Raw genomic sequence first — 18,472 nt, 5'->3', positions numbered from 1 at the left:
AGGAGCTACACTCCCGCAATGGAGAACCAGACCCCTGTCACCACCGCGGGCACCGGCCCCCGGATCCCCACCCCCGACCAGATCGCCCGCGCCCCGAAGGTGCTCCTGCACGACCACCTCGACGGCGGGCTGCGGCCCGAGACCATCGTCGAGCTGGCCGCCGCGGTCGGCTACGAGGGCCTCCCCACCACCGACCCGAAGGAACTCGGCGAGTGGTTCCGCGAGGCCGCCGACTCCGGCTCGCTGGTCCGCTACCTGGAGACCTTCGCGCACACCTGTGCGGTGATGCAGACCCGCGAGGCCCTGATCAAGGTCGCCGCGGACTGCGCCGAGGACCTGGCCGCCGACGGCGTCGTGTACGCCGAGGTCCGCTACGCCCCCGAGCAGCACCTGGAGGCCGGCCTCACCCTCGACGAGGTCGTCGACGCCGTCAACGAGGGTTTCCGCCTCGGCGAGGCCAACGCCCGCGCGGCCGGTCACCGGATCCGCGTCGGCACCCTGATCACCGCGATGCGGCACGCGGCCCGCTCCTCGGAGATCGCCGAGCTGGCCAACCGCCACCGCGACCGCGGCGTGGTCGGCTTCGACATCGCCGGTGCCGAGGCGGGGTACCCCCCCACCCGCCACCAGGCCGCCTTCGACTACCTCAAGGGCGAGAACAACCACTTCACCATCCACGCGGGCGAGGCCTTCGGCCTGCCGTCGATCTGGGAGGCCCTGCAGTGCTGCGGCGCCGACCGGCTCGGCCACGGCGTGCGGATCGTCGACGACATCACGGTGAACGAGGACGGCAGCGTCGAGCTGGGCCGGCTGGCCGCGTACGTGCGCGACAAGCGCGTCCCGCTGGAGATGTGCCCGACCTCCAACCTGCAGACGGCGGCCGCCACGTCGTACGCCGAGCACCCGATCGGGCTGCTCAGCCGGCTGAAGTTCCGGGTCACGGTCAACACCGACAACCGGCTGATGAGCGGCACCAGCATGAGCCGCGAGTTCGGGCACCTGGTGGAGGCGTTCGGCTACACGCTGGGCGACATGGAGTGGTTCACGGTGAACGCGATGAAGTCGGCGTTCCTGCCGTTCGACGAGCGGCTGGCGATGATCAACGACGTGATCAAGCCGGGCTACGCCGAGCTCAAGGCGGAGTGGCTGTTCAGCGCGACCTCCTGAGGCGGTGCGGTCGGTCGGGTGAACGCCCTGGTCACCCCTGGGTGTTGGCGTTCATCTGACTACCCACTCGTGTGGGTTAACGGCCTTTGGTCCCCGTGCGATCCGATCACTACGGTGTGGCAGTCAACGCCGACCGGCGGAGGTGGCGGAACCCGCTACCCCGCCGTGAATGTCGGCCACCGACGAGGATCCAAGGGGACGAACATGAAGCAGGCCACTCTCAAGGCCGCCGGCACCGCCGTGCTCGGGCTCGCCATCGCGGCGGTCGGCGCCGGCAGCGCGTCCGCCGACCCGGTCGCCGCGGGTGGCCTCGGGCTTCCCACCGGCGCCGTGACCAACCCCGCCGTGACCGGCGCGGTCACCGACACCGCGAGCAAGCTGCCCGGCGGTGACAAGGTCGCCGGCACCCTCGGCACCCTGACCCCGAGCGCCGGCCAGGCGATGGCCCCGGCCGCGGACGCCGCTCCCCGCGCCGGCGTGCCGAGCATCCCGGGTCTCGGCAGCACCCCGGTCGGTGGCCTGACCCAGGCCCTCCCGCTGCCCGGCCTCGGCGGCTGACGCTCCCGCCACGGCCGACGGGCCGCCCGCACCCCGGTGATCCCGGGGTGCGGGCGGCCCGTTTCGGCGTTCGGACTCAGGTGCGTGGGTGCGTGGGTGCGTGGGTGCTGGGCGCCAGAGGCGAAGGGGGCGTGGGGGCGCCGGGCTCACGGCTCCTGGGGGAGGAGCAGCCAGAGCGCCAGGTAGATCAGGAACTGCGGGCCGGGGAGCAGGCAGGACGCGAGGAAGATGATCCGGACGGTCCACGGGGTCAGGCCGAAGCGCTCGGCGATCCCGGCGCAGACGCCGGCGATGACGCGGTTGTGGCGGGGGCGGGCGAGGCGGCTCATGGCGGTCTCCGTGTTCCTGGCGCCCGGTCCGGGCTCTCCGGAGGGCGTACTTCCATACTCCGCCGCCTCCGCCCCCGGATCCTCAGCCTCGGCGGCGATCCCGACCCTGGCCTTTGTCCCCGGTGAGGAGGACCCGACCTCGGGGTTTGTCTCGGGGGTGCCCCGGAGGTTCGCCTGCGCAGGAGTGGGAAGTCGGGCAGGCCGACTTCCGGTGCGAGGGGGTCGGAGGGCCGCTCGTGGGGGCGACGGTCCGGTTCGGAGTTGACGGCCGATCATCTCCGGTGCACTATTCCACTAGTTAACTAGTGGAAAGGTGGATGTCATCGTCGAGTACCTCATCGACCGTCGCGGCGGCCTCTCGCCGTATCTGCAGATCATCGAGCAGACGAAGCGGGCACTGCGGCTCGGAGTGCTCCGACCCGGTGACCAACTCCCCACCGCCCGCGAGGTGGTGGAGGCGACGGCGATCAATCCGAACACCGTGCTCAAGGCCTACCGCGAGCTCGAACGCGAAGGCCTGGTCGAGAGCAGGAGGGGCGTCGGGACCTTCGTCCGGAAGTCCCTCGCCAAACCGCCGACCGTCGAGGACTCGGCCCTGCGCGTCGACCTCGCCGACTGGATCGCCCGGGCGCGGGACGCGGGCCTGGAACGCGAGGACATCGCCGCTCTCGTCGACACCGCCCTCGACCGCGCCTACCCCACCAGCACCGAGGCCCCCGAGGAGTCCGGGTGAACCACCCCGCAGCAGAGCACCGACCGACCGAGGACGCCCCCGCCCTGGAGGCGACCGGCCTCGGTCTGAAGTACCGCCGGCGCTGGGCCCTGCGCGACTGCGAACTCCGGCTCCCGGCCGGCCGCGTCTGCGCGCTCGTCGGCCCGAACGGCGCCGGCAAGAGCACCCTGATGGCGCTCGCCGCCGGACTCCTCGCGCCGACCGAGGGAACGGTCGCGGTGTTCGGGACCGGACCGAGCGGAGCCGCCGCCCTGCGGCGCACCGCCTACCTGCGGCAGGACAAGCCGCTCTACCCGCGGTTCACCGTCGCGGAGACCCTGCGCGCCGGCCGGGAGCTCAACCCGGGCTGGGACCAGGAGATCGCTGAGCGGATCGTCCGGCTGGGCGACCTCCCGCAGAACGCCAGGGTGGGCACGCTCACCGCCGGCCAGCGCACCCGGGTCGCCCTCGCGCTCGTCCTCGGCAAGCGCCCCGACCTGCTGATGCTCGACGAGCCGCTCGCCGACGTCGACCCGGTGGCCCGCCAGGAACTCACCGGCATCCTGATGGCCGAGGCGGCGGAGCACGGGACGACCATCCTCATCTCCTCGCACGTCCTCGCCGAGCTGGACGGCGTCTGCGACCACGTCACCGTGCTGCGCGACGGGCGGATCCGGCTCAGCGGTGACGTCGACGACCTGCTGGACGACCACCGCCTGGTGGTCGGCGCCACCGAGGGCACCGACGGCACCCCGGCCGAGCTGGCGCGCCACGAGCTCGTCGAGCTGCGCCGCACCGGCCGCCAGGCGACCGCGCTGCTCAGGCCCCACGGAGAGATCGACCCGCGCTGGGACGTCAGCCGGCCGAACCTGGAGGAGATTCTGATCGCCTATCTGCGTACCGCCGCCCCGCAGGGCCGGCCCCCGGTCGAGGTCGGCGCGCACACCGCCGGTCGCGAGGAGGTGGCGGCCCGATGAGCACCGCCGACCTCGCCCCCCTGCCGCGGAGCCGCCCGTCCGGGCGTCGCCTGCTGAGCGGCACCACCTGGCTGGGCCTGCGCCAGGACCGCACGCCGCTCCTGATCGCCGGTTCCGTCCTGGTGCTGCTCTGCGGCTGGATGGTCTACCTGCACAGCCGGATCGCCGACCAGATAGCCGAATGGCATCTCCAGGGCTGCACCGTCGTCTACTTCCCGGCGGAGTGCGAGACCAGTCAGGCGATCACGCTCGACGCGCACTGGGGCGTCGCCGTGATGATCACCGGCTGGCTGCTGGTGATCCTGCCGATCGCCTTCGGCGTCTTCTACGCCGCGCCTTTGCTGGCACGGGAGTTCGAGACCGGGACGTACGCGCTGGCCTGGACGCAGTCCGTGTCGCGGCAGCGCTGGCTGGCGGCCCGGCTGGGCGTGCCGCTGCTGCTGACCCTGGTGGGGTCGAGCCTGCTCGCGGTCGTCTCGACCCGGTTCGTCCACCAGGTCGAGGGGCGGTTCTCCCTCCCCGGCCTGTACCACTGGTTCAGCTGGATGAGCCGCGGTGCCTCCGGGCCGTCGCTGGTCGCGTCCTGCCTGCTCTCCGTCGCGCTCGGGGCCGCCGTCGGACTGGTGGTGCGGCGGGTGGTGGCCTCGATCGTGGTCACGGCGGTGCTGACCGTCGCCGTACGGTTCGCGGTGGACTCCGGGCGGTACCTGCTGACGCCGGCGCGGGAGGCGCTGGCGAGCGTCCGGATGGCTGCGCCCGATGCGGTCGGCCCGATGTCCGTGGTCCAGACCGGACGGGTGACGACGTCCTCGCCGCTCGAATCGCACATCGTGGAGAACGGTTTCCTGACCCGGGACGGCCTGCGGATCCCTTCCGACGGCGACTGGATCGGCACCCTCCCGGACGGGACGGCCGTCTGCCCCAGCGAGGCCTGCCAGGCCCACTACGACACCATCGACCGGTTCTACACGCTCTACCACCCGCCGGCCGACGAGTGGGTGATGCACTGGACGCAGACCGGGCTGAGCCTGCTGGCCACGGCGGCGCTGCTGGTCTTCTGCGCGCTGTGGGTGCGCCGGGTGCGCTGAGTCGGCGTGGGGTGCGGTTGTCGGGCAGGGCCTTCTTCTCCCGGGGGGTCCTGCCTTCCGCTTGCCCGGATGAGGTGGCGACTCTGCGGCGGAGCGGGACGTCGGGCGGGCCGACTTCCTGCGCGTCGGGGCGCGCCGGTTCACGCTCAGGCGCGAGGGGTACGCGTTCACCGTGGCGCGACGCGGCAGCTACGTGAAGGATCGGACGAAGGAGTAGCCCCGCCTCGGCGAACCGGGACGGGGCCGTTTCGATGGGTGACTCAGCGAGACTGCGGAACGACGAACCCTCGCGCCGGACCGCCCTGTTGGGACCTACCCGCAATGACGGTCAGTGCTTCGTCGGTGATGTCCCGCCGGGTAGTGACATCGGCACTGTCGTACACCCGCCAGCGGCCGTTCGGATTGTCGAGGTCTTCGGGGGAGACGATCCCCCGAACGCCCAACCGCCGGAGGGTGTTGGCCATCTGCTGGGCTTCGTTCTCGTCCACGTTTCCCGCCCTTTCGGAGTTCGGTGCGCCCAGGCTAGCGGGCGCCGTCACCACCTCCGCCGCCTCCGCCACCCCCGTTGCAGTGCGATGCGCACCCTCCGGGGTTGATCGGCCCGCAACCACCGGGCACCGGAGTGTGGGAGCAGTTCGCGGCCACGGACACCAGGGAGCGGGTCGGGCCGGTCCAGAGTTCGTGGTCGGGCGTGTACCCGGCCTCCTCGATCAGGGCGACGGTCCGGACCAGAGCCGCCTCATCGTGGCGCTCCGGGTAGTGGTGGACGAACCCGCCGAGCTTTTCGCACAGCTCGGCGTACACGCGGGTGTGCCGACCCCAGCGGGAATCCGCCGGGGTCTCTTCCTCGGGGCCTTGCGCTTCGGGCCGAACTTCGCCACCAGGGCGTCGTACCTGGCCCGGTCCCCCAGGGGCGGCGCGATACGGACAGGCGTGCCGTCGTCGCCGATCACGGCCCGGCCACCGCTTATGAGGTAGCCCCTTGCGGCTTCGCTGGTCAGAATCCGGACCAGACTGTCGGGCCGCCAGGGCGCCCCTTTCGGCTTCCGGCCGTACAAGATGGCGAGACGACCGGTGGGGTTGAGCACACGCGCTCGGACGAGGTGACAACTCTGCAATGGAGTGGGACGTCGGCCGGGCCGGCTTCCTGTGCGTCGGTAGGTCGCGGCGGCTGGGGCGGCAGCCGCCGGGCCCGGGTGGGTCAGCGGGGCAGGCGCTCGCGTTCGGGATCGTCCTCGGTGCGCCGGTTCACGCTGAGCGCGGTGATCACGCCGAGCACGACGGTGAGGAGCGCGAGGGCGAGGAGGAGCACGAAGGCGGTGGCGACGAGGAAGCCGGCGGTGCCGCCGGCCCTCACCGCCGGACGCCGATGACGCGGCGGCCGAGACGGGCGGCGAGTGCGTGGAGCAGTTCGTCGGCCTGGTCGCGGGTGAGCGGGAGGGCGAGGTGCTCGCCGGGGCCGGCGTTGACGTCGAGGTCGACGGCGACGCGGAGTTGGAGCGCGGCGTCGGGGACGGCCTCCACGGCGAGGTAGGCGACGGTGGTGCGCTCGGTGTGGATCGCCTGGGTGAGGAGCGGGATCAGGACGCCCACGGGTCACCCCGTTCGGCGGCGCTCGCGGCGGCGCGCAGGAGGCCGAGGGGGTTGAGGAGGGTGGCGACGGGGGCGTTGCCGAAGCCGATGAGGACGCGGCCGTCGGCGCTGCCGTTCGTGGCGGCCGAGCCCCAGGCGATGCCGAACGGGCGCCCGCGCTCGTGGAGTTCGGCGAGCAGCGCGGCGACCTGGGGTTCGGTGTAGTCGCGCGTCCGGGGGGCGTCCGGTGCGACCGGGGCGTGGTGGGTCATGCGGCGGCGTCCAGCTCGAACCAGACGACCTTGCCGTCCTTGCGGGCGTCGGCGCCGAAGCGGTGGGTGAGCGAGCGGACCAAGTGGATGCCGCGGCCCGAGAGTTCGTAGGGGTCGGCGGAGGTGCGCTGCTCGGGGAGGGTGGGGCTGTCGTCGGCGACCGAGACCCGGAGGGTGCGGTTCGCGAGGACGACGACCACGAGGGGCGCCTGGCTGCCTGCGTGGCGCCAGGCGTTGACGAAGAGCTCGTGGAGGGCGAGTTCGGCGTCGGCGATGGGGTCGGGCGGCCACCCGGAGGAGGCGAGGGCCGCACGCAGTTCGCGCCGGGCGGCGGACCAGTCGGGAGGGGTGAGGGCGCGCACGAAGAACCTCCGGGAGGGGAGAGGGAGTTCGCGACGAAGGCGAGACCGTGAGCCAGGCTGTGTCGGCTGCTCTGCGGCGCCCGGACAGGGCATTACTGACGCTCCGTCGTGTGATCGGTGCAACACTGAGAGTAGGAACACAAGTTCCACGCGTGCAACACGATCGGCCAAGATGGGCTCGTCAGTTGAGTAGCCTCACTCTTGTGGGTGGCGCCTCGCGCCCTCGAAGGGGGAAACTGCTCCGACACGGAAGGAAGACCCTTGGCACTCAGGACTCAAATCAGCGAGCGGCAGAAGCGGTTCGGCGCTGAGCTGAGGAGACTTCGTGAGGCCGCTGGGCTGGCGGTGAAGGATGCCGGAGCCACGATCGGCATGGGCGGTCCGCAACTGAGCCACATCGAGGCGGCACGGACCGGGCTCGACCCGGCCCGACTCACGACTCTGTTGTCCACCTATGGGTGCACGGATGAGACCTACATGGCCATCCTGCACGAGCTGGGTGCCAGCGACGGCAAGGGCTGGTGGACGGAGTTCAAGGGGAAGGTCCCGACCCTCGCGCTGGATCTGGCCGAGGTAGAGGACCGGGCAACCTCACTGGCCAGTTATGACAGCCTCTACATCCCAGGAGTCTTCCAGCTCCCTGCGTACGCCATAGCGATCTATGAGAGTCCGAACCAGACGACTGTGTGGGATTCCAAGACGCAGGTTCGGTTCAGGACGGAGCGGCAACGAATTCTGTCGGACGACAGGCAGCGTGAGTTCCGGTTCGTCATTCACGAGGCTGCACTGCGCATGCGGTTCGCTGGCGACGACGTCATGATGGCTCAATTGCTCCACCTTGTTGATATGGCGGCACTTCCCAATGTCACTGTCCAGGTGTTGCCGTTCACGGCTCCGAGGCATGCGCCCCTCTCGGCCTCGTTCCTCCTGTGCGATCCTGGCTGTGCCGATCTATCGACCGTGATTCTGGACGCTCCCCGGCGTGCCGAGCACCTCGGTGACCAGGCCGACATCGCGGCCTATCGTCGGAAGCTCCAGCAGCTGAGTGACGTTGCACTTCCTGCCGTTGACACGAGCAAGTCCCTGCGTAACCTTCCTGCTCGCAGCTCTCTGGGGCTCATCCAACATCTCGTCTATCTGCTTCAGTCCTGAAGGGTGCCCGATGTCCCATCTCTCCTGGCAGAAGTCCTCTTACAGTGAAGGGGAAGGCTCCAACAACTGCCTCGAACTGGCCCCCGGCGCCGGCGACCTGTGCCACCTGCGTGAGTCGGACGACCCCGATGTCGTCGTCACGACCGACGTGGCCAGGCTCCGGGCGTTCATCCTCGGGGTCAAGGCCGGCGAGTTCGACCACTTGGTCTGAGCAGCGCGTGCCGCCACTGCCGAGTCGCCGGTGCGTCCCTGCGCCGTCCTTGCGCCTCCGGGCGCCAGGGCGGCTCTTCTTGACCGGGTCGGGACCCCGGGAGACGGATGACGCCTACCGGGCCTCCTGCGTCGTGCCGAGCATTATGGTGACCCGGAGAGCATCGCGGCCTACCGGCAGATGTTCGATCAGTTGAAGGATCTGGCCCTTCCTGCTGTCAGCGCGGCCGAGCCTCGGCGTGGGATGGCCTTCCGTGACTCATGGGGCCTCCTCCACCACCTTCTCTACCTGATCCAAGTCTGAAAGGCCTGTGATGTCAGAAGTCCTGTGGCAGAAGTCGTCATTCAGCGGAGGAGATGCCTCGAACAACTGCCTCGAACTGGCCTCCGGCACCGGCGACCTGCGCCATCTGCGCGAGTCGGACGACCCCGATGTCGTCGTCACGACCGACGTGGCCAAGCTCCGGGCGTTCATCCTCGGGGTCAAGGCCGGCGAGTTCGACCACTTCATCTGAGTAGCGAGCGCGGAGGGCGGGCGGCCACCAGGCCGCCCGCCCCCACACAATCGCTCAACCGCGCAGTAACCAACTGTTCGCAGGGTCGTCCAGCCAGACCTGGTGGCCTTCGCCACTCACCGTGAGGCCGAATCGCTCCGGTCCTGGCCGTCCGTGGTCACCCCACCATCGGTATGCCGCCTCGGCCTCCTCCCAGAGGCGCCGCGAACCGTACTGCCATACCGCGTACCGCTCGGCGTTCTCATCACCGTCCCAGTCGACGGCGGCCCACGACGTGCAGTCCGTCGTGGCGAGCCACAGTCGCCGCTGTACTCCCTCCACCTCGGGATCGTCGTGCCAGACGTACCAGACGTCACCGAGCCGGTGGCCGACGGCGAAGTCCGACTCCCATTCACCGCCGGCCACGAGCCGGGGGGCGAGCCCGGTCGAGGACTCCTTCGGCTCGTGTTCGTCCCGCACCACGTCACGGTAGATCCGGTGCTGTTGCCGCTGGTCGCGCAACGTCATGAAGGCGCTGTACGGACTGAACCGGCCCTCTGCCGTGCCGTCCCCTCTGACCGTGAGCCTCAACAGGCCCCAGCAGATCCAGGGGTTGTCCCACGGCGTGAGGATCACCCCGCCGGGCCTGGTCTGCTGAACCCATGCGTCCGGTACGCGAGTGACGGAGCAGGTGGCAGCCACCCGGTCGTACGGTGCATCTCGCCGCCAACCCTTCTGCCCGTCCCCGCAGATCACCGTCGGCTTCGCCGAGTTCGCCGCCAGCACTGCCCGGGCCTTCTCCGTGAGTGCCGGATCCACCTCGATGGTGACCACATTGGCATCGCCGAGCCGGTGTGCGAGGTAGGCCGAGGTGAGGCCGGTACCGGTGCCGATCTCCAGGACTCTTATGCCGGCCGAGAGATCGAGTGCTTCGAGCATGCGGAAGACCACAGACGGCGCAGAGGCGGAGGACGACGGCCACGGCCGGTCGCCCTCCGCCGGAGACGCACCGTCATTGATCTGTGTCACCACTGCCTCGTCGGTGTAGGCCGCGGTGAACCAAGCTGCGGGATCTGTCCGGCGATCACAAGCTCGGTAGCGGCCCCGGTCGTCCCGGAGCCAGATCAGATCGGGAAGGAAGCGGTGTCGCGGGAGGGCGAGTGCCGCCGTCCGCCATTCGGCGGCGACCTCGTGACCGAGCTCATCACGTACGGAGAGGAGCAGGCCGCGAATGGCGACCTGCTCCTCCTCCTGCTGGATCTGGGTCACTTGTGCTTCGGCTCCGGTTTCGCCTTGTCGGTGTCAGGGCTCGGCGCAGCCTTGCCCGGGTCCTTGTTGCCGGCGTGCCTGCCCTGCCCGCCGTCGTTGGGGCCGCTGCCTCCGCCGGAGCTGCCGCCCTTGCCGGTTCCCCATGCCATGGTCCTTCTCCTCTGCTGCTGAGGGTGGTTGAGGTGAATCAAGTCGCGCGACCCCGGACGTCCGGCGGCATCGGACCGGGCGGACGCTCTGGGGGCTTCGGGCGATCTCCGGGGGCGGTCATGAAGACACCTCTCGCATGGTGGCGATGGCTCGATACGTCGAGCCATCGCCACGGTAGGTAGCGATCTCCCTTGTCTCCAAGAGAGTTGCGGCGAATTGCACTGATGCGCCCCCGCGCCGGGCCTCACTCCGGTGCGCCGGGTCGTGGCCTTGACCCAGGATCGACGGGCGGTGAACCCTTGCGGCAGAAGTGACTCACTCGACACAGAGGGAGACAGGAATGCCGCTCAAGTTCCTCGGGATCTACCCCAACACCCCGGACGACGGATCTCCGACCATCTGGCTCGATGAGACCAGTGGTGACCTGGTCATTCAATCGTGGAAAGCAGACGAGGAGACCATCAGGCGCTGCCAGGAGATCGGGTCGATTCCTGGGCACTCAACGGACGTTCCCGATCACGAGACCGTGATCAGGCTCCCCGCCAACATGCTTCAGTTCGTCCCCCGAGTCGATGGCGAGGTCAACGGTGGCCACTGCGGTTCGTGAGGCGCTCGCCAAGGCCCGGCGGTCGGCCGTGCACCTTGAGATGCGTGACAGCTACATGCGTGACGACCCGGCGTTCATCTCCTGGCAGGGAGGGCACCGGGAAGATCCGGAGGATCGTGAATCCTGGTGGCGGCCATGGCTCGATGTCGTGGCCGAGACGACCGGACGAGGCGTTTCGGTGCGGCGGGCCCGCGTCGTGTCGGAGCCTGTCAGTGACTACATCCAGTACGAGTACGACGGCACGTTCACGAATATCGCGGCAGGTGAGCAGGTGCGCTGGCTGCCTCGATCGACAGCGCGTGATCTGTTGTTGCCCGCTCTGGACTGCTGGGTAGTGGACAGCGAGACGCTGATCCTCCATCACTTCAGCGGTGATGGGCAGTGGGCCGGCTCGGGCATGGAGGTCTGCACGGACCCGGCTCTGGTAGAGCTGTACGCCAGGGCATTCGAATCCGTCTGGCTGCGCGCCGTCCCCCACTCGGAGTACCGGCCGACCTGATCCGTGACTCTGTCAGCATCGTCAAGCGTTCAGCAGGCGCGCCGGGATCTCGCCGATCGGCTCGGCGAGATCCGGCGGGAGGCGGGGATCACCGGGCGGGAACTCGCGCAGCTCTGTGGCTGGCATCCGTCCAAGACGTCCCGAATCGAGAATGCCCGGACGGTGCCTTCACCCGCAGATCTTCTGGCTTGGTGTCGGGTTTCCGGAGCCGATGACCAGGCCTCGGATCTCATTGCCTCGTTGCGGGCTGTCGAGGGCATGTTCGTCGAATGGCGCCGCATCGAGCGTGACGGTTTGAAGCGCGTGCAGGAGTCAGTCCTACCGCGCTACGAGCGCACGCGCCGCTTCCGGGCGTATTCGTCGTGGCTGGTGACCGGATTGCTCCAGACGCGGGCCTACATCGACGCGGTGCTGCGGGCCGTGCAGCGGCGCCGGGTCGTGGTGGACGATGTGGACGCCGCTGTGGAAGTCCGGATGGAGCGGCAGCGGATCCTCCGCGAAGGTGACCGGCGGTTCGCCGTTCTCCTGGAGGAGTCCGTCCTGCGGTCCGGCCCCGGCAGCCGGGATGTTCAGCGCGAGCAACTGGCGCACCTGCTGACCGTGGGCGCGCTGCCCCATGTCAGTCTCGGCATCGTCCCCATGGGGCCGGGCCGCTCCCGGATGCCGGTCGAGGGCTTCTGGATCTACGACACCGCCCAGGTCAACGTGGAACTGGTCTCCGGCTACCTCACCATCACCCAGCCCAGCGAGATCGCCCTCTACGCCCAGGCCTTCGGCGAACTGGCCGACCAGGCCGTCCACGGGGAGCAGGCCCGGGCCCTGATCGGTGCGGCGATGGAGGCGCTGGCGTGACGGGCGGGGAATCTGCGCCAGCAGATTCCCCGCCCGTGAATGCTGTTCTCGCTCGCCGCAGTCCGCCGGGCGGGTGCCCGGCGGACGGCGTGGGGATGCGAGCCGGTCAGCCGGCCGGGGGAGCCTGCGGGGCCGGCGGCTGGGCGACCGGGGCCGCCTGCGGGGCCGGGGCGGGCTGGGCGTAGGGGTTCTGCGCGGCGTTCGGGTTGTACTGGGCGTTCGGGTCGTACGTGGCCTGGTAGGCCGCCGGCTGCGGGGCCGCCGGGGCGTTGCTGCGGGCGACCAGGGCCTTCACGGCGTTGGCGATCAGCAGCACGGGGAGGATGAACGCCTGGAAGAACATCCGGTACTCACCGCCCTCGAAGACGAACGCGAGGTAGTACGCGTAGCCGGCGAACGCGATGCCGGCGATCACGTTGATGACCCGCCAGCCGCCGCTCAGGCCGCCGCCGACGTTGACGGCGCCGAGCACGACCATGGCGATGCCGCTGATGGCCAGCAGCACGACGTACCAGGAGAAAAGCGGGTCAACGGTGAAGTCGAGATTCACGGAGTCAATTCCTGTGGGAGGTGAGAGAAAGAAATCCTTGGGGACGAGTGGGCACAGTACTGGACCCCGCGGACAATCGCCGCCACGTTTTCGTCACGAACTCGTATACCGGCGGCGCCCCCACCCGTGGTTGGGTGGGTGAATGACTGACTATGAGGTCCTTCGGGTCTTTTGCGGCCCCGACGGCGGTCACGGGAACCCGCTCGGCGTGGTCCGCGACGGCGCCGCCGTTCCCGGTGCGGCCGACCGGCTGGCCGTCGCCCGGCAGCTCGGTTTCAGCGAGACCGTCTTCGTCGACGACGCGGAGCGCGGTGTGATCGACATCTACACGCCGAGCCTTCGGCTGCCCTTCGCCGGGCACCCCTGTGTCGGTGCGGCCTGGCTGCTGGGCGTGGACCGGCTCGTGACCGCCGCCGGCGCCGTCGGGGTGCGCCGCGACGGCGAGTTCACCCGCATCGAGGGCCGCGCCGCCTGGGCGCCGGGCCGCACGCTCAGGCGGTACGGGTCCGCCGCCGAGGTGGACGTGCTGGACGTCCCGCCGCCGGGGGAGTGGATCTACGCCTGGGCCTGGCAGGACGAGCGGGCGGGTACGGTACGGGCGCGCGCCTTCCCCGGCCGCGGTGACGGGATCGACGAGGACGAGGCCACCGGCGCCGCCGCGATCCTGCTCACGGCCGAGCTCGGGCGCGACCTGATCATCACTCAAGGCGTCGGCTCCCAGCTCGTCACCGGCGTCCGGCCCGGCGGCCTGATCGAGGTCGGCGGCCGGGTGCGGCGAGCGGCGTGACAGCCGTCACCCGGCGTTCGTCCCGGCGACCGATACTCCTTCACGAATGGTCCACACGTTCGGATATGATGCCGCCGTTGCTGGAGGTTTGGGGGCGAAGCAGCGGGACGGACATGGCCTGCGACGAGGTTCCCTCTCAGTCCAGGCGACCCATCGTCTGCCGGGCTCGGCCCGCTCTCCTCCGTGAGGTCCCCTTGCGCACTCAGCACCGCAGTCTCCTCGCTCTGGCGGCCACAGCCACCCTGGTCTCCGGCACCGCCGTCGCCGCCGCCCCGGCGGCGCTCGCCGCCCCCTCGATCACCCGGCACACCCAGGGCACCCTGGGCGCCCAGGCCCAGAACGGGCCCGTGTCGATCACGCTGAGCGGCCTGCCCAGCACCTTCACCGCCGGTGCGGCGCCGGTCGAGTTCACCGCGACCCTGAAGAACTCCGCCGACCACGCGGTCGACGCCACGACCGGCTTCACCCTGGCCGACGTCAACTCCGGCATCAAGGAGACCCAGCTCAAGCTGGAGTTCCAGTCGCCCGGCGGCACGCAGTGGAAGAACGCCCTGCTCAGCCCCGGCCAGACGGTCGGCGCGGTGTGGGAGCTGGACACCTTCGCCACCAGGATCAGCGTGCCGGCCGGTGCTTCGGTCACCTACCGGCTGCGTCTCGCCGTCACCACCGGCGCCGTCGGCGGCACGGCCACGGCCGGGTTCCGGGCCGTGGTGTCGGACCCGACGCTGCCCCCGGAGCAGCGGATCTCCACCCCGGCCAGCGAGTTCGGACGTTTCACCATCGACCCGGTGGGCGGCCCCAGCACCCCGCCGGTGACCGCTCCCGGCCCGGCCGAGCCGAGCGTCGAGGGCGTCCCCGCCTCCTTCACCACGGGCGGCGAGGCGAAGGCGTTCAAGCTGGTCCTCGCCAACCACAGCGGCAAGGACATCCGCGTCCTCCCCGAGGTCACCCTCCAGGCCGGGAGCACGCTGCCCGCCGACGCGGTCCGGTTCGAGTTCCAGACCCCGGAGGGCGAGTGGCTGGCCGCCAGGCCCCTCCCAGAGGCGGCGACGAGCAGGCTGATCCTGGGGCTCCCGTCGGGCAGCAAGGACGCCGACCTCGTGAAGCTGCACGACGGCGAGTCCCGCACGATCAACGTCCGGCTGGCCTTCGCCAAGGATGCCCCGGTCGGTGCCGCGTCCGTGCTGCTCACCGGGCACAGCATGCCGGAGGTCAGCGGGCTCGGCGTCACGACGTCCAGCCGGGCGGTCCCGTTCGGCATCGCGGCGCCGGGCGGCGCCGGTACGCCGTCCGCCACGGCGTCTGCGACGCCCTCCGCCACCGCGACCGCCACCGGGACGGCGAGCGCTCCGGCGAGCCCCGCTCCGGTGCCGACCGCGCCGTCGGCGGCCGCGGTGGTCGTCGCGCAGGTCACCGCCTCGGCGCCGAACGGCCCGGCGACCACGGCTGCTCCGGTGCCGGTGCCCGTCCCCGTGCCGGACCAGGCCTCCGGGCTGGCGTCGACGGGCGGCGGGTCCTCCTCCGCGCCGATGGCTATCACCGGCGGCATGGCGATCGCGATGGGGCTGGGTGCCCTGGTGGTGCTGCGCCGCCGGCAGCGCACGCAGCGCCCCGGCCGCTGACCGCCCGCCGGGTACGCCCGGCCGGGCGGAGCGAGCCGGAGCGGGCAGGCGGGCCGGAGCAGGCGGGCCGGGGAGGGCCGGGCGGATGGAGGAACCGGAGTTCGTCGCCGAGCTGACCGGCGCGGGGGAGCGGCGGATCGAGCTGCTCCGCGCCCTCCGCGCCGTGACCGGGCTGAGCCTCTGGCGCGGCAGGCTGCTGCTGGACGACCTGCCCGCACCCGTGCGGGACGGAAACCTGCGGGACCTCGACGTCGCGGTGGCCCGCCTGCGGGCGGCGGGCGGGCGGGTCGCGGTGCGCTGCCGGGCGTGCGGGCGGGTCGCCCCCGACGACGGGCGGCTGCTCGACCCGGGCTCGTGCGCGGTGGCGGCTCCCGGCTGCCTTTCCTGCCCGGCGAGCAGCGAGCCGCCTCAGCGGCCGTGGGAGGAGACGGGCTCCGCGTAGACGGGAGCGTGGGTCGGTGCGTGGACCGGCGTGCGAGGCGGCGTGTGGGCCGGCGCGGGGGCCCGGGCGGGCGCCGGGCGGTCGGCGCCCGCGCGGCGGGGCCGGAGCAGCAGGGACCGGCAGCCGGGCACCAGGGCCAGGTGGACGATCGCCACGCCGACGCTGGCGAGCAGTATGTGGTCCACGTTCAGGATGTGGCCCGGGGCCCAGGAGGAGAGGAACTCCAGGGCGGTGGCCAGCAGGGCGGAGGCGCCGGTGGTGCGGAGGAAGGACGGGAGCCAGGGGGCTCGCAGGCGGCCGCCCGCGAGCGGGAGCAGGACGCCGAGCGGGGCCAGCAGCAGCAGTTCGCCGAGGACCTGCCAGGCGGTGGAGGAGCGGAGCGAGGCCAGCGGCGTCAGGTTGGCGTCGTAGACCCAGGCCACCGGCAACGGTCTCAGCACCAGCCAGCCCGCCAGGGCCAGGTGGAGGGTGAGGCCGACGAGGCCGACCAGCCGTAGGGGACGGTGGACGGCCGCCGCCGGCCCGGTCTCGGTCCGCACGCCGGAACGCTCGTCGCGTGCCCTGGTGCCATCTCGCTGCACGCGGGGAAGGACGTGAGCCGGTGGCGCGGCGGTTCCACGCCCGGCGTGAACATTCCGCCGCACGCCCGGAGCGGACCGAAACGGCCCGGAGCGCCCCCGTTCGGACCCGATCCGGTCGAGATGCGGCCCGGATCCCACGGAGTCGATCAGCGGCAGGTGGCCGACGCCGTCGGCGACGGCGTCGCCACCGCGGTGAACACGTTGTCCGCCGGCGGGGTGGACGGCCCCGGGGTCACTCGGGTGACCGACGGGGACGGGCTCCCGAAGTACTTCGCCGAGGAGTGCGCGGCGGGCGGAGTCGGGCCGACCGGTGACGGTGCGGCCGGCACCGTCGGTATCTGCGGCGCGGTCGGGCAGGCCGTCCGGCTGGCGGGCGCGCCGGCGTCCACCGGGACGGCGGTCGGGCGGATGCCGCACCCGGCGGCGAGGGCGGCCAGCGCCACCAGGGCGGCGGCGCCGAACACCCGGCCCGGGCGGGAACCACGGTCCGGGCGGGAACCGCGGCCCGGGCCGGAACCGCGGACGGCGCGGGCCCGGTCGGCCGGACCCGCCGGAACGGACGGGCGGGAGGTCACAGCGCACTCTCCTCGGAGTCGTCGGCCGACGGCGGAGGCTGGGTTCGCGGCAGCGTCAGCGTGAACACCGCCCCCACCTCCCCGTTCGCGGCCGTGATCGTCCCCCCGTGGATCTGCGCGTTGGCCATCGCGATCGACAGGCCCAGACCGCTGCCCTCCGAACGCGCCCGCCCCTTGTCCGCCTTGTAGAACCGGTCGAAGACGTGCGGCAGCACGTCCTCGGGGATGCCGGGGCCGCTGTCCGAGACCTCGACGATCACCGTTCCGACCGCCGGGCCGACCACCGGGCCGTCATCCTCCCGGCCGTCCGTCGGGCCGTCGGCCGGGCCGTCCGCCGGAGCCTGCGCGGGGCCCTCCTCCCGGACCGTCACCCGCACCGGCGAGCCGCCGTGCTTGAGCGCGTTGCCGATCAGGTTGGCGAAGACGACGTCCAGCCGGCGCGGGTCGACCACGGCCCGGACACCGCGCGGCGCGTCCAGCTCCACCGCGTCGTACCAGGCCCGGCCGTCGATGCAGGACATGATCAGATCGGCGATGTCCACCTCGTCGGCGACCAGCTTGGCCGTACCGGCGTCGAAGCGGGTCACCTCCATCAGGTTCTCCACCAGGTCGGAGAGCCGGCGCGTCTCGTTGACCACCAGCCGCACGGCCGGCTCGATCATCGGGTCCAGCGACTCTGCCTCGTCCTCCAGGATGTCCGTCACGGCGGTCATCGCGGTCAGCGGCGTCCGCAGCTCGTGCGACATGTCGGCGACGAACCGCCGACTCTGCGCCTCCCGCGCGCTCAGCTCCTCGACCTGCTCGTGCAGCGACTCCGCGGTGCGGTTGAACGTCCTTGCCAGATCGGCGAGTTCGTCCGAGCCCTCGACTTCGAGCCGGGTGTCCAGATGGCCCTCGCCGAGCCGCCGGGCGGCCTCGCCGAGCCGCTTGACCGGGCGCAGCACCGTCGCCGACGCGGCCTGGGCGAGCAGCGCCGAGCCGATCAGCGCCAGCAGCGTGGCGATCGCCAGCGACCAGCCGAGCGTGCTCAGGTCGGCCCGCTCGTTCTCCAGCGACTTGAACATGTAGGCCGTCGGCCCGGTCGGCACCACCTTGGTGCCGCCGATCACGAACGGCCGCCCCTCCAGGTTCTGCCGCTGCCAGTACAGGTGGAACGCGTACGGGTTGTTCTCGGTGAGCTCGCGCGGCTTCGCGACGGTGTCCCGCAGCTTGGCCGGGACGTCGGCGAGCGTGTAGGTCAGCGGGGCCGAGGAGGCGAGGCAGTCCGGGTGGGCGGGGTCGGAGACCACCACCTCGTAGCTGAGCCCGGAGCTGGCGACGCTGGCGGCGAGCTGGTTCAGCTCGGCGCAGGTGGCGTTCAGCGGCAGCTCGGAGACGTTGCGGGTGAGCGAGACCCGGAAGTCGTTGAGCGCGGTGTTCTGGGCGCGCTTGAGCACCGCGTCCCGGTTGAGCCAGTACGCGATGCCGGAGGCCGAGACGGCGGCGAGCAGCGCGACCGCGGCGAACACCGCGATCAGCCGCACCCGCAGGGAACGCAGCCGTCGCCACGGGCCCGAGGAGAAGCGGCTGGTCGTCTGAAGGTCAGTCACGGGAGCCTGTCGTTGCGGAAGATCAGGAGAGGCGGGATATCAGCAGCGGGGCGCTG

26 protein-coding genes are annotated in these 18,472 nt (G+C 71.4%); 14 read left to right on the top strand and 12 right to left on the bottom strand.

From position 1 onward, the window contains the following. Nucleotides 1–18: 18 nt before the first annotated feature. Complete coding sequence (locus tag ABZ495_RS09160) at nt 19–1,167, top strand: adenosine deaminase (RefSeq protein ID WP_329488009.1); 1,149 nt, start codon at nt 19–21, stop codon at nt 1,165–1,167. Between the two features lie 204 nt (nt 1,168–1,371). After that, entirely contained in the window at nt 1,372–1,725 is a 354-nt protein-coding gene (locus ABZ495_RS09155) for a hypothetical protein (protein ID WP_359803573.1), read from the top strand. Between the two features lie 146 nt (nt 1,726–1,871). Here ABZ495_RS09155 and ABZ495_RS09150 read toward each other — a convergent pair whose 3' ends face one another. Continuing rightward, the gene (locus ABZ495_RS09150) at nt 1,872–2,054 is read right to left on the bottom strand and encodes a PspC domain-containing protein (RefSeq protein WP_329488007.1); all 183 of its coding nucleotides are present in this window, start codon (nt 2,052–2,054) and stop codon (nt 1,872–1,874) included. 322 nt (nt 2,055–2,376) lie between these two features. Between ABZ495_RS09150 and ABZ495_RS09145 the strand changes: the two genes are divergently transcribed. From ABZ495_RS09145 to ABZ495_RS09135, 3 genes are read left to right on the top strand one after another with little or no spacing between them, the layout of a single operon-like run. Then, nucleotides 2,377–2,787, top strand: coding sequence for a GntR family transcriptional regulator (locus tag ABZ495_RS09145; protein WP_359803681.1), 411 nt, complete (start codon nt 2,377–2,379; stop codon nt 2,785–2,787). Beyond that, the gene (locus ABZ495_RS09140; protein WP_359803575.1) at nt 2,784–3,743 is read left to right on the top strand and encodes an ABC transporter ATP-binding protein; all 960 of its coding nucleotides are present in this window, start codon (nt 2,784–2,786) and stop codon (nt 3,741–3,743) included. Before ABZ495_RS09145 ends, ABZ495_RS09140 begins: the two co-directional genes overlap by 4 nt. Continuing rightward, a complete protein-coding gene (locus tag ABZ495_RS09135; RefSeq protein ID WP_359803577.1) occupies nt 3,740–4,831 on the top strand; it encodes a hypothetical protein in 1,092 nt (363 codons plus the stop codon). Before ABZ495_RS09140 ends, ABZ495_RS09135 begins: the two co-directional genes overlap by 4 nt. 260 nt (nt 4,832–5,091) lie before the next feature. Here ABZ495_RS09135 and ABZ495_RS09130 read toward each other — a convergent pair whose 3' ends face one another. The 5 genes from ABZ495_RS09130 to ABZ495_RS09110 all read right to left on the bottom strand — a co-directional run bounded on the left by ABZ495_RS09130 (nt 5,092) and on the right by ABZ495_RS09110 (nt 7,037). Next, entirely contained in the window at nt 5,092–5,319 is a 228-nt protein-coding gene (locus tag ABZ495_RS09130) for a hypothetical protein (protein ID WP_359803579.1), read from the bottom strand. A gap of 713 nt (nt 5,320–6,032) precedes the next feature. Beyond that, nucleotides 6,033–6,188, bottom strand: a complete 156-nt coding sequence (locus ABZ495_RS09125) for a hypothetical protein (RefSeq protein ID WP_359835065.1) — start codon at nt 6,186–6,188, stop codon at nt 6,033–6,035. Next, nucleotides 6,185–6,424 carry a hypothetical protein gene (locus tag ABZ495_RS09120; RefSeq protein ID WP_359803582.1) on the bottom strand — a complete coding sequence of 80 codons (240 nt, stop codon included), beginning with the start codon at nt 6,422–6,424 and terminating at the stop codon, nt 6,185–6,187. Before ABZ495_RS09120 ends, ABZ495_RS09125 begins: the two co-directional genes overlap by 4 nt. Then, complete coding sequence (locus ABZ495_RS09115) at nt 6,412–6,675, bottom strand: hypothetical protein (protein WP_359803584.1); 264 nt, start codon at nt 6,673–6,675, stop codon at nt 6,412–6,414. The genes ABZ495_RS09120 and ABZ495_RS09115 overlap by 13 nt, the downstream gene beginning before the upstream one ends. Further along, nucleotides 6,672–7,037 (bottom strand): ATP-binding protein, encoded by a 366-nt coding sequence (locus tag ABZ495_RS09110; protein ID WP_359803585.1) that lies wholly within the window; start codon nt 7,035–7,037, stop codon nt 6,672–6,674. Before ABZ495_RS09110 ends, ABZ495_RS09115 begins: the two co-directional genes overlap by 4 nt. Before the next feature lie 261 nt (nt 7,038–7,298). Here ABZ495_RS09110 and ABZ495_RS09105 point away from each other — a divergent pair, with 261 nt between their 5' ends. The 3 genes from ABZ495_RS09105 (at nt 7,299) to ABZ495_RS09095 (ending at nt 8,914) form a co-directional block, all read left to right on the top strand. Then, a complete protein-coding gene (locus ABZ495_RS09105) occupies nt 7,299–8,189 on the top strand; it encodes a helix-turn-helix transcriptional regulator (protein ID WP_359803587.1) in 891 nt (296 codons plus the stop codon). 10 nt (nt 8,190–8,199) lie between these two features. After that, nucleotides 8,200–8,400, top strand: coding sequence for a DUF397 domain-containing protein (locus ABZ495_RS09100; RefSeq protein ID WP_359803589.1), 201 nt, complete (start codon nt 8,200–8,202; stop codon nt 8,398–8,400). A 313-nt stretch (nt 8,401–8,713) separates the two neighbouring features. Further along, on the top strand, nt 8,714–8,914 hold the full coding sequence (locus tag ABZ495_RS09095) for a DUF397 domain-containing protein (RefSeq protein WP_359803591.1): 201 nt from the start codon (nt 8,714–8,716) through the stop codon (nt 8,912–8,914). A 54-nt stretch (nt 8,915–8,968) separates the two neighbouring features. Here ABZ495_RS09095 and ABZ495_RS09090 read toward each other — a convergent pair whose 3' ends face one another. Next, complete coding sequence (locus tag ABZ495_RS09090) at nt 8,969–10,162, bottom strand: methyltransferase domain-containing protein (RefSeq protein ID WP_359803593.1); 1,194 nt, start codon at nt 10,160–10,162, stop codon at nt 8,969–8,971. After that, entirely contained in the window at nt 10,159–10,311 is a 153-nt protein-coding gene (locus ABZ495_RS09085; protein WP_359803595.1) for a hypothetical protein, read from the bottom strand. The genes ABZ495_RS09090 and ABZ495_RS09085 overlap by 4 nt, the downstream gene beginning before the upstream one ends. 341 nt (nt 10,312–10,652) lie before the next feature. Between ABZ495_RS09085 and ABZ495_RS09080 the strand changes: the two genes are divergently transcribed. The 3 genes from ABZ495_RS09080 to ABZ495_RS09070 are packed head-to-tail and all read left to right on the top strand — an operon-like array spanning nt 10,653 to nt 12,270. After that, on the top strand, nt 10,653–10,919 hold the full coding sequence (locus ABZ495_RS09080; RefSeq protein WP_359803596.1) for a hypothetical protein: 267 nt from the start codon (nt 10,653–10,655) through the stop codon (nt 10,917–10,919). Continuing rightward, nucleotides 10,900–11,418, top strand: coding sequence for a DUF6879 family protein (locus ABZ495_RS09075; RefSeq protein WP_359803598.1), 519 nt, complete (start codon nt 10,900–10,902; stop codon nt 11,416–11,418). Before ABZ495_RS09080 ends, ABZ495_RS09075 begins: the two co-directional genes overlap by 20 nt. 3 nt (nt 11,419–11,421) lie before the next feature. Beyond that, nucleotides 11,422–12,270, top strand: a complete 849-nt coding sequence (locus tag ABZ495_RS09070) for a helix-turn-helix transcriptional regulator (RefSeq protein ID WP_359835064.1) — start codon at nt 11,422–11,424, stop codon at nt 12,268–12,270. A 106-nt stretch (nt 12,271–12,376) separates the two neighbouring features. On the opposite strand, the gene ABZ495_RS09065 is transcribed toward ABZ495_RS09070, so the two are convergent. Then, nucleotides 12,377–12,820 (bottom strand): hypothetical protein, encoded by a 444-nt coding sequence (locus tag ABZ495_RS09065; RefSeq protein WP_359835062.1) that lies wholly within the window; start codon nt 12,818–12,820, stop codon nt 12,377–12,379. Nucleotides 12,821–12,962: 142 nt separating this feature from the next. Between ABZ495_RS09065 and ABZ495_RS09060 the strand changes: the two genes are divergently transcribed. From ABZ495_RS09060 to ABZ495_RS09050, 3 genes are all read left to right on the top strand, one after another. After that, nucleotides 12,963–13,607: a PhzF family phenazine biosynthesis protein gene (locus tag ABZ495_RS09060; RefSeq protein ID WP_359835060.1), complete on the top strand. Its 645-nt coding sequence runs from the start codon at nt 12,963–12,965 to the stop codon at nt 13,605–13,607. A gap of 194 nt (nt 13,608–13,801) precedes the next feature. Continuing rightward, nucleotides 13,802–15,229, top strand: a complete 1,428-nt coding sequence (locus tag ABZ495_RS09055; RefSeq protein ID WP_359803603.1) for a hypothetical protein — start codon at nt 13,802–13,804, stop codon at nt 15,227–15,229. An 85-nt stretch (nt 15,230–15,314) separates the two neighbouring features. Next, on the top strand, nt 15,315–15,671 hold the full coding sequence (locus tag ABZ495_RS09050) for a hypothetical protein (protein ID WP_359803605.1): 357 nt from the start codon (nt 15,315–15,317) through the stop codon (nt 15,669–15,671). Here the strand turns inward: ABZ495_RS09050 and ABZ495_RS09045 are convergent. The 3 genes from ABZ495_RS09045 to ABZ495_RS09035 form a co-directional block, all read right to left on the bottom strand. Then, nucleotides 15,638–16,210, bottom strand: coding sequence for a VanZ family protein (locus tag ABZ495_RS09045; protein WP_359803606.1), 573 nt, complete (start codon nt 16,208–16,210; stop codon nt 15,638–15,640). The two genes, ABZ495_RS09050 and ABZ495_RS09045, sit on opposite strands and share 34 nt — an antisense overlap. A gap of 188 nt (nt 16,211–16,398) precedes the next feature. Beyond that, the gene (locus tag ABZ495_RS09040) at nt 16,399–16,827 is read right to left on the bottom strand and encodes a hypothetical protein (protein WP_359803608.1); all 429 of its coding nucleotides are present in this window, start codon (nt 16,825–16,827) and stop codon (nt 16,399–16,401) included. Further along, nucleotides 16,824–18,416, bottom strand: coding sequence for a HAMP domain-containing sensor histidine kinase (locus ABZ495_RS09035; RefSeq protein WP_359803610.1), 1,593 nt, complete (start codon nt 18,414–18,416; stop codon nt 16,824–16,826). Before ABZ495_RS09035 ends, ABZ495_RS09040 begins: the two co-directional genes overlap by 4 nt. Between the last annotated feature and the right edge of the window lie 56 nt (nt 18,417–18,472).

Source organism: Kitasatospora sp. NPDC005748 (genome assembly GCF_040630735.1).
Classification (GTDB): Bacteria; Actinomycetota; Actinomycetes; order Streptomycetales; family Streptomycetaceae; genus Kitasatospora.
The sequence above is the reverse complement of the archived record's forward strand: the minus strand, read 5'-3'. Positions and strand labels throughout refer to the sequence as shown.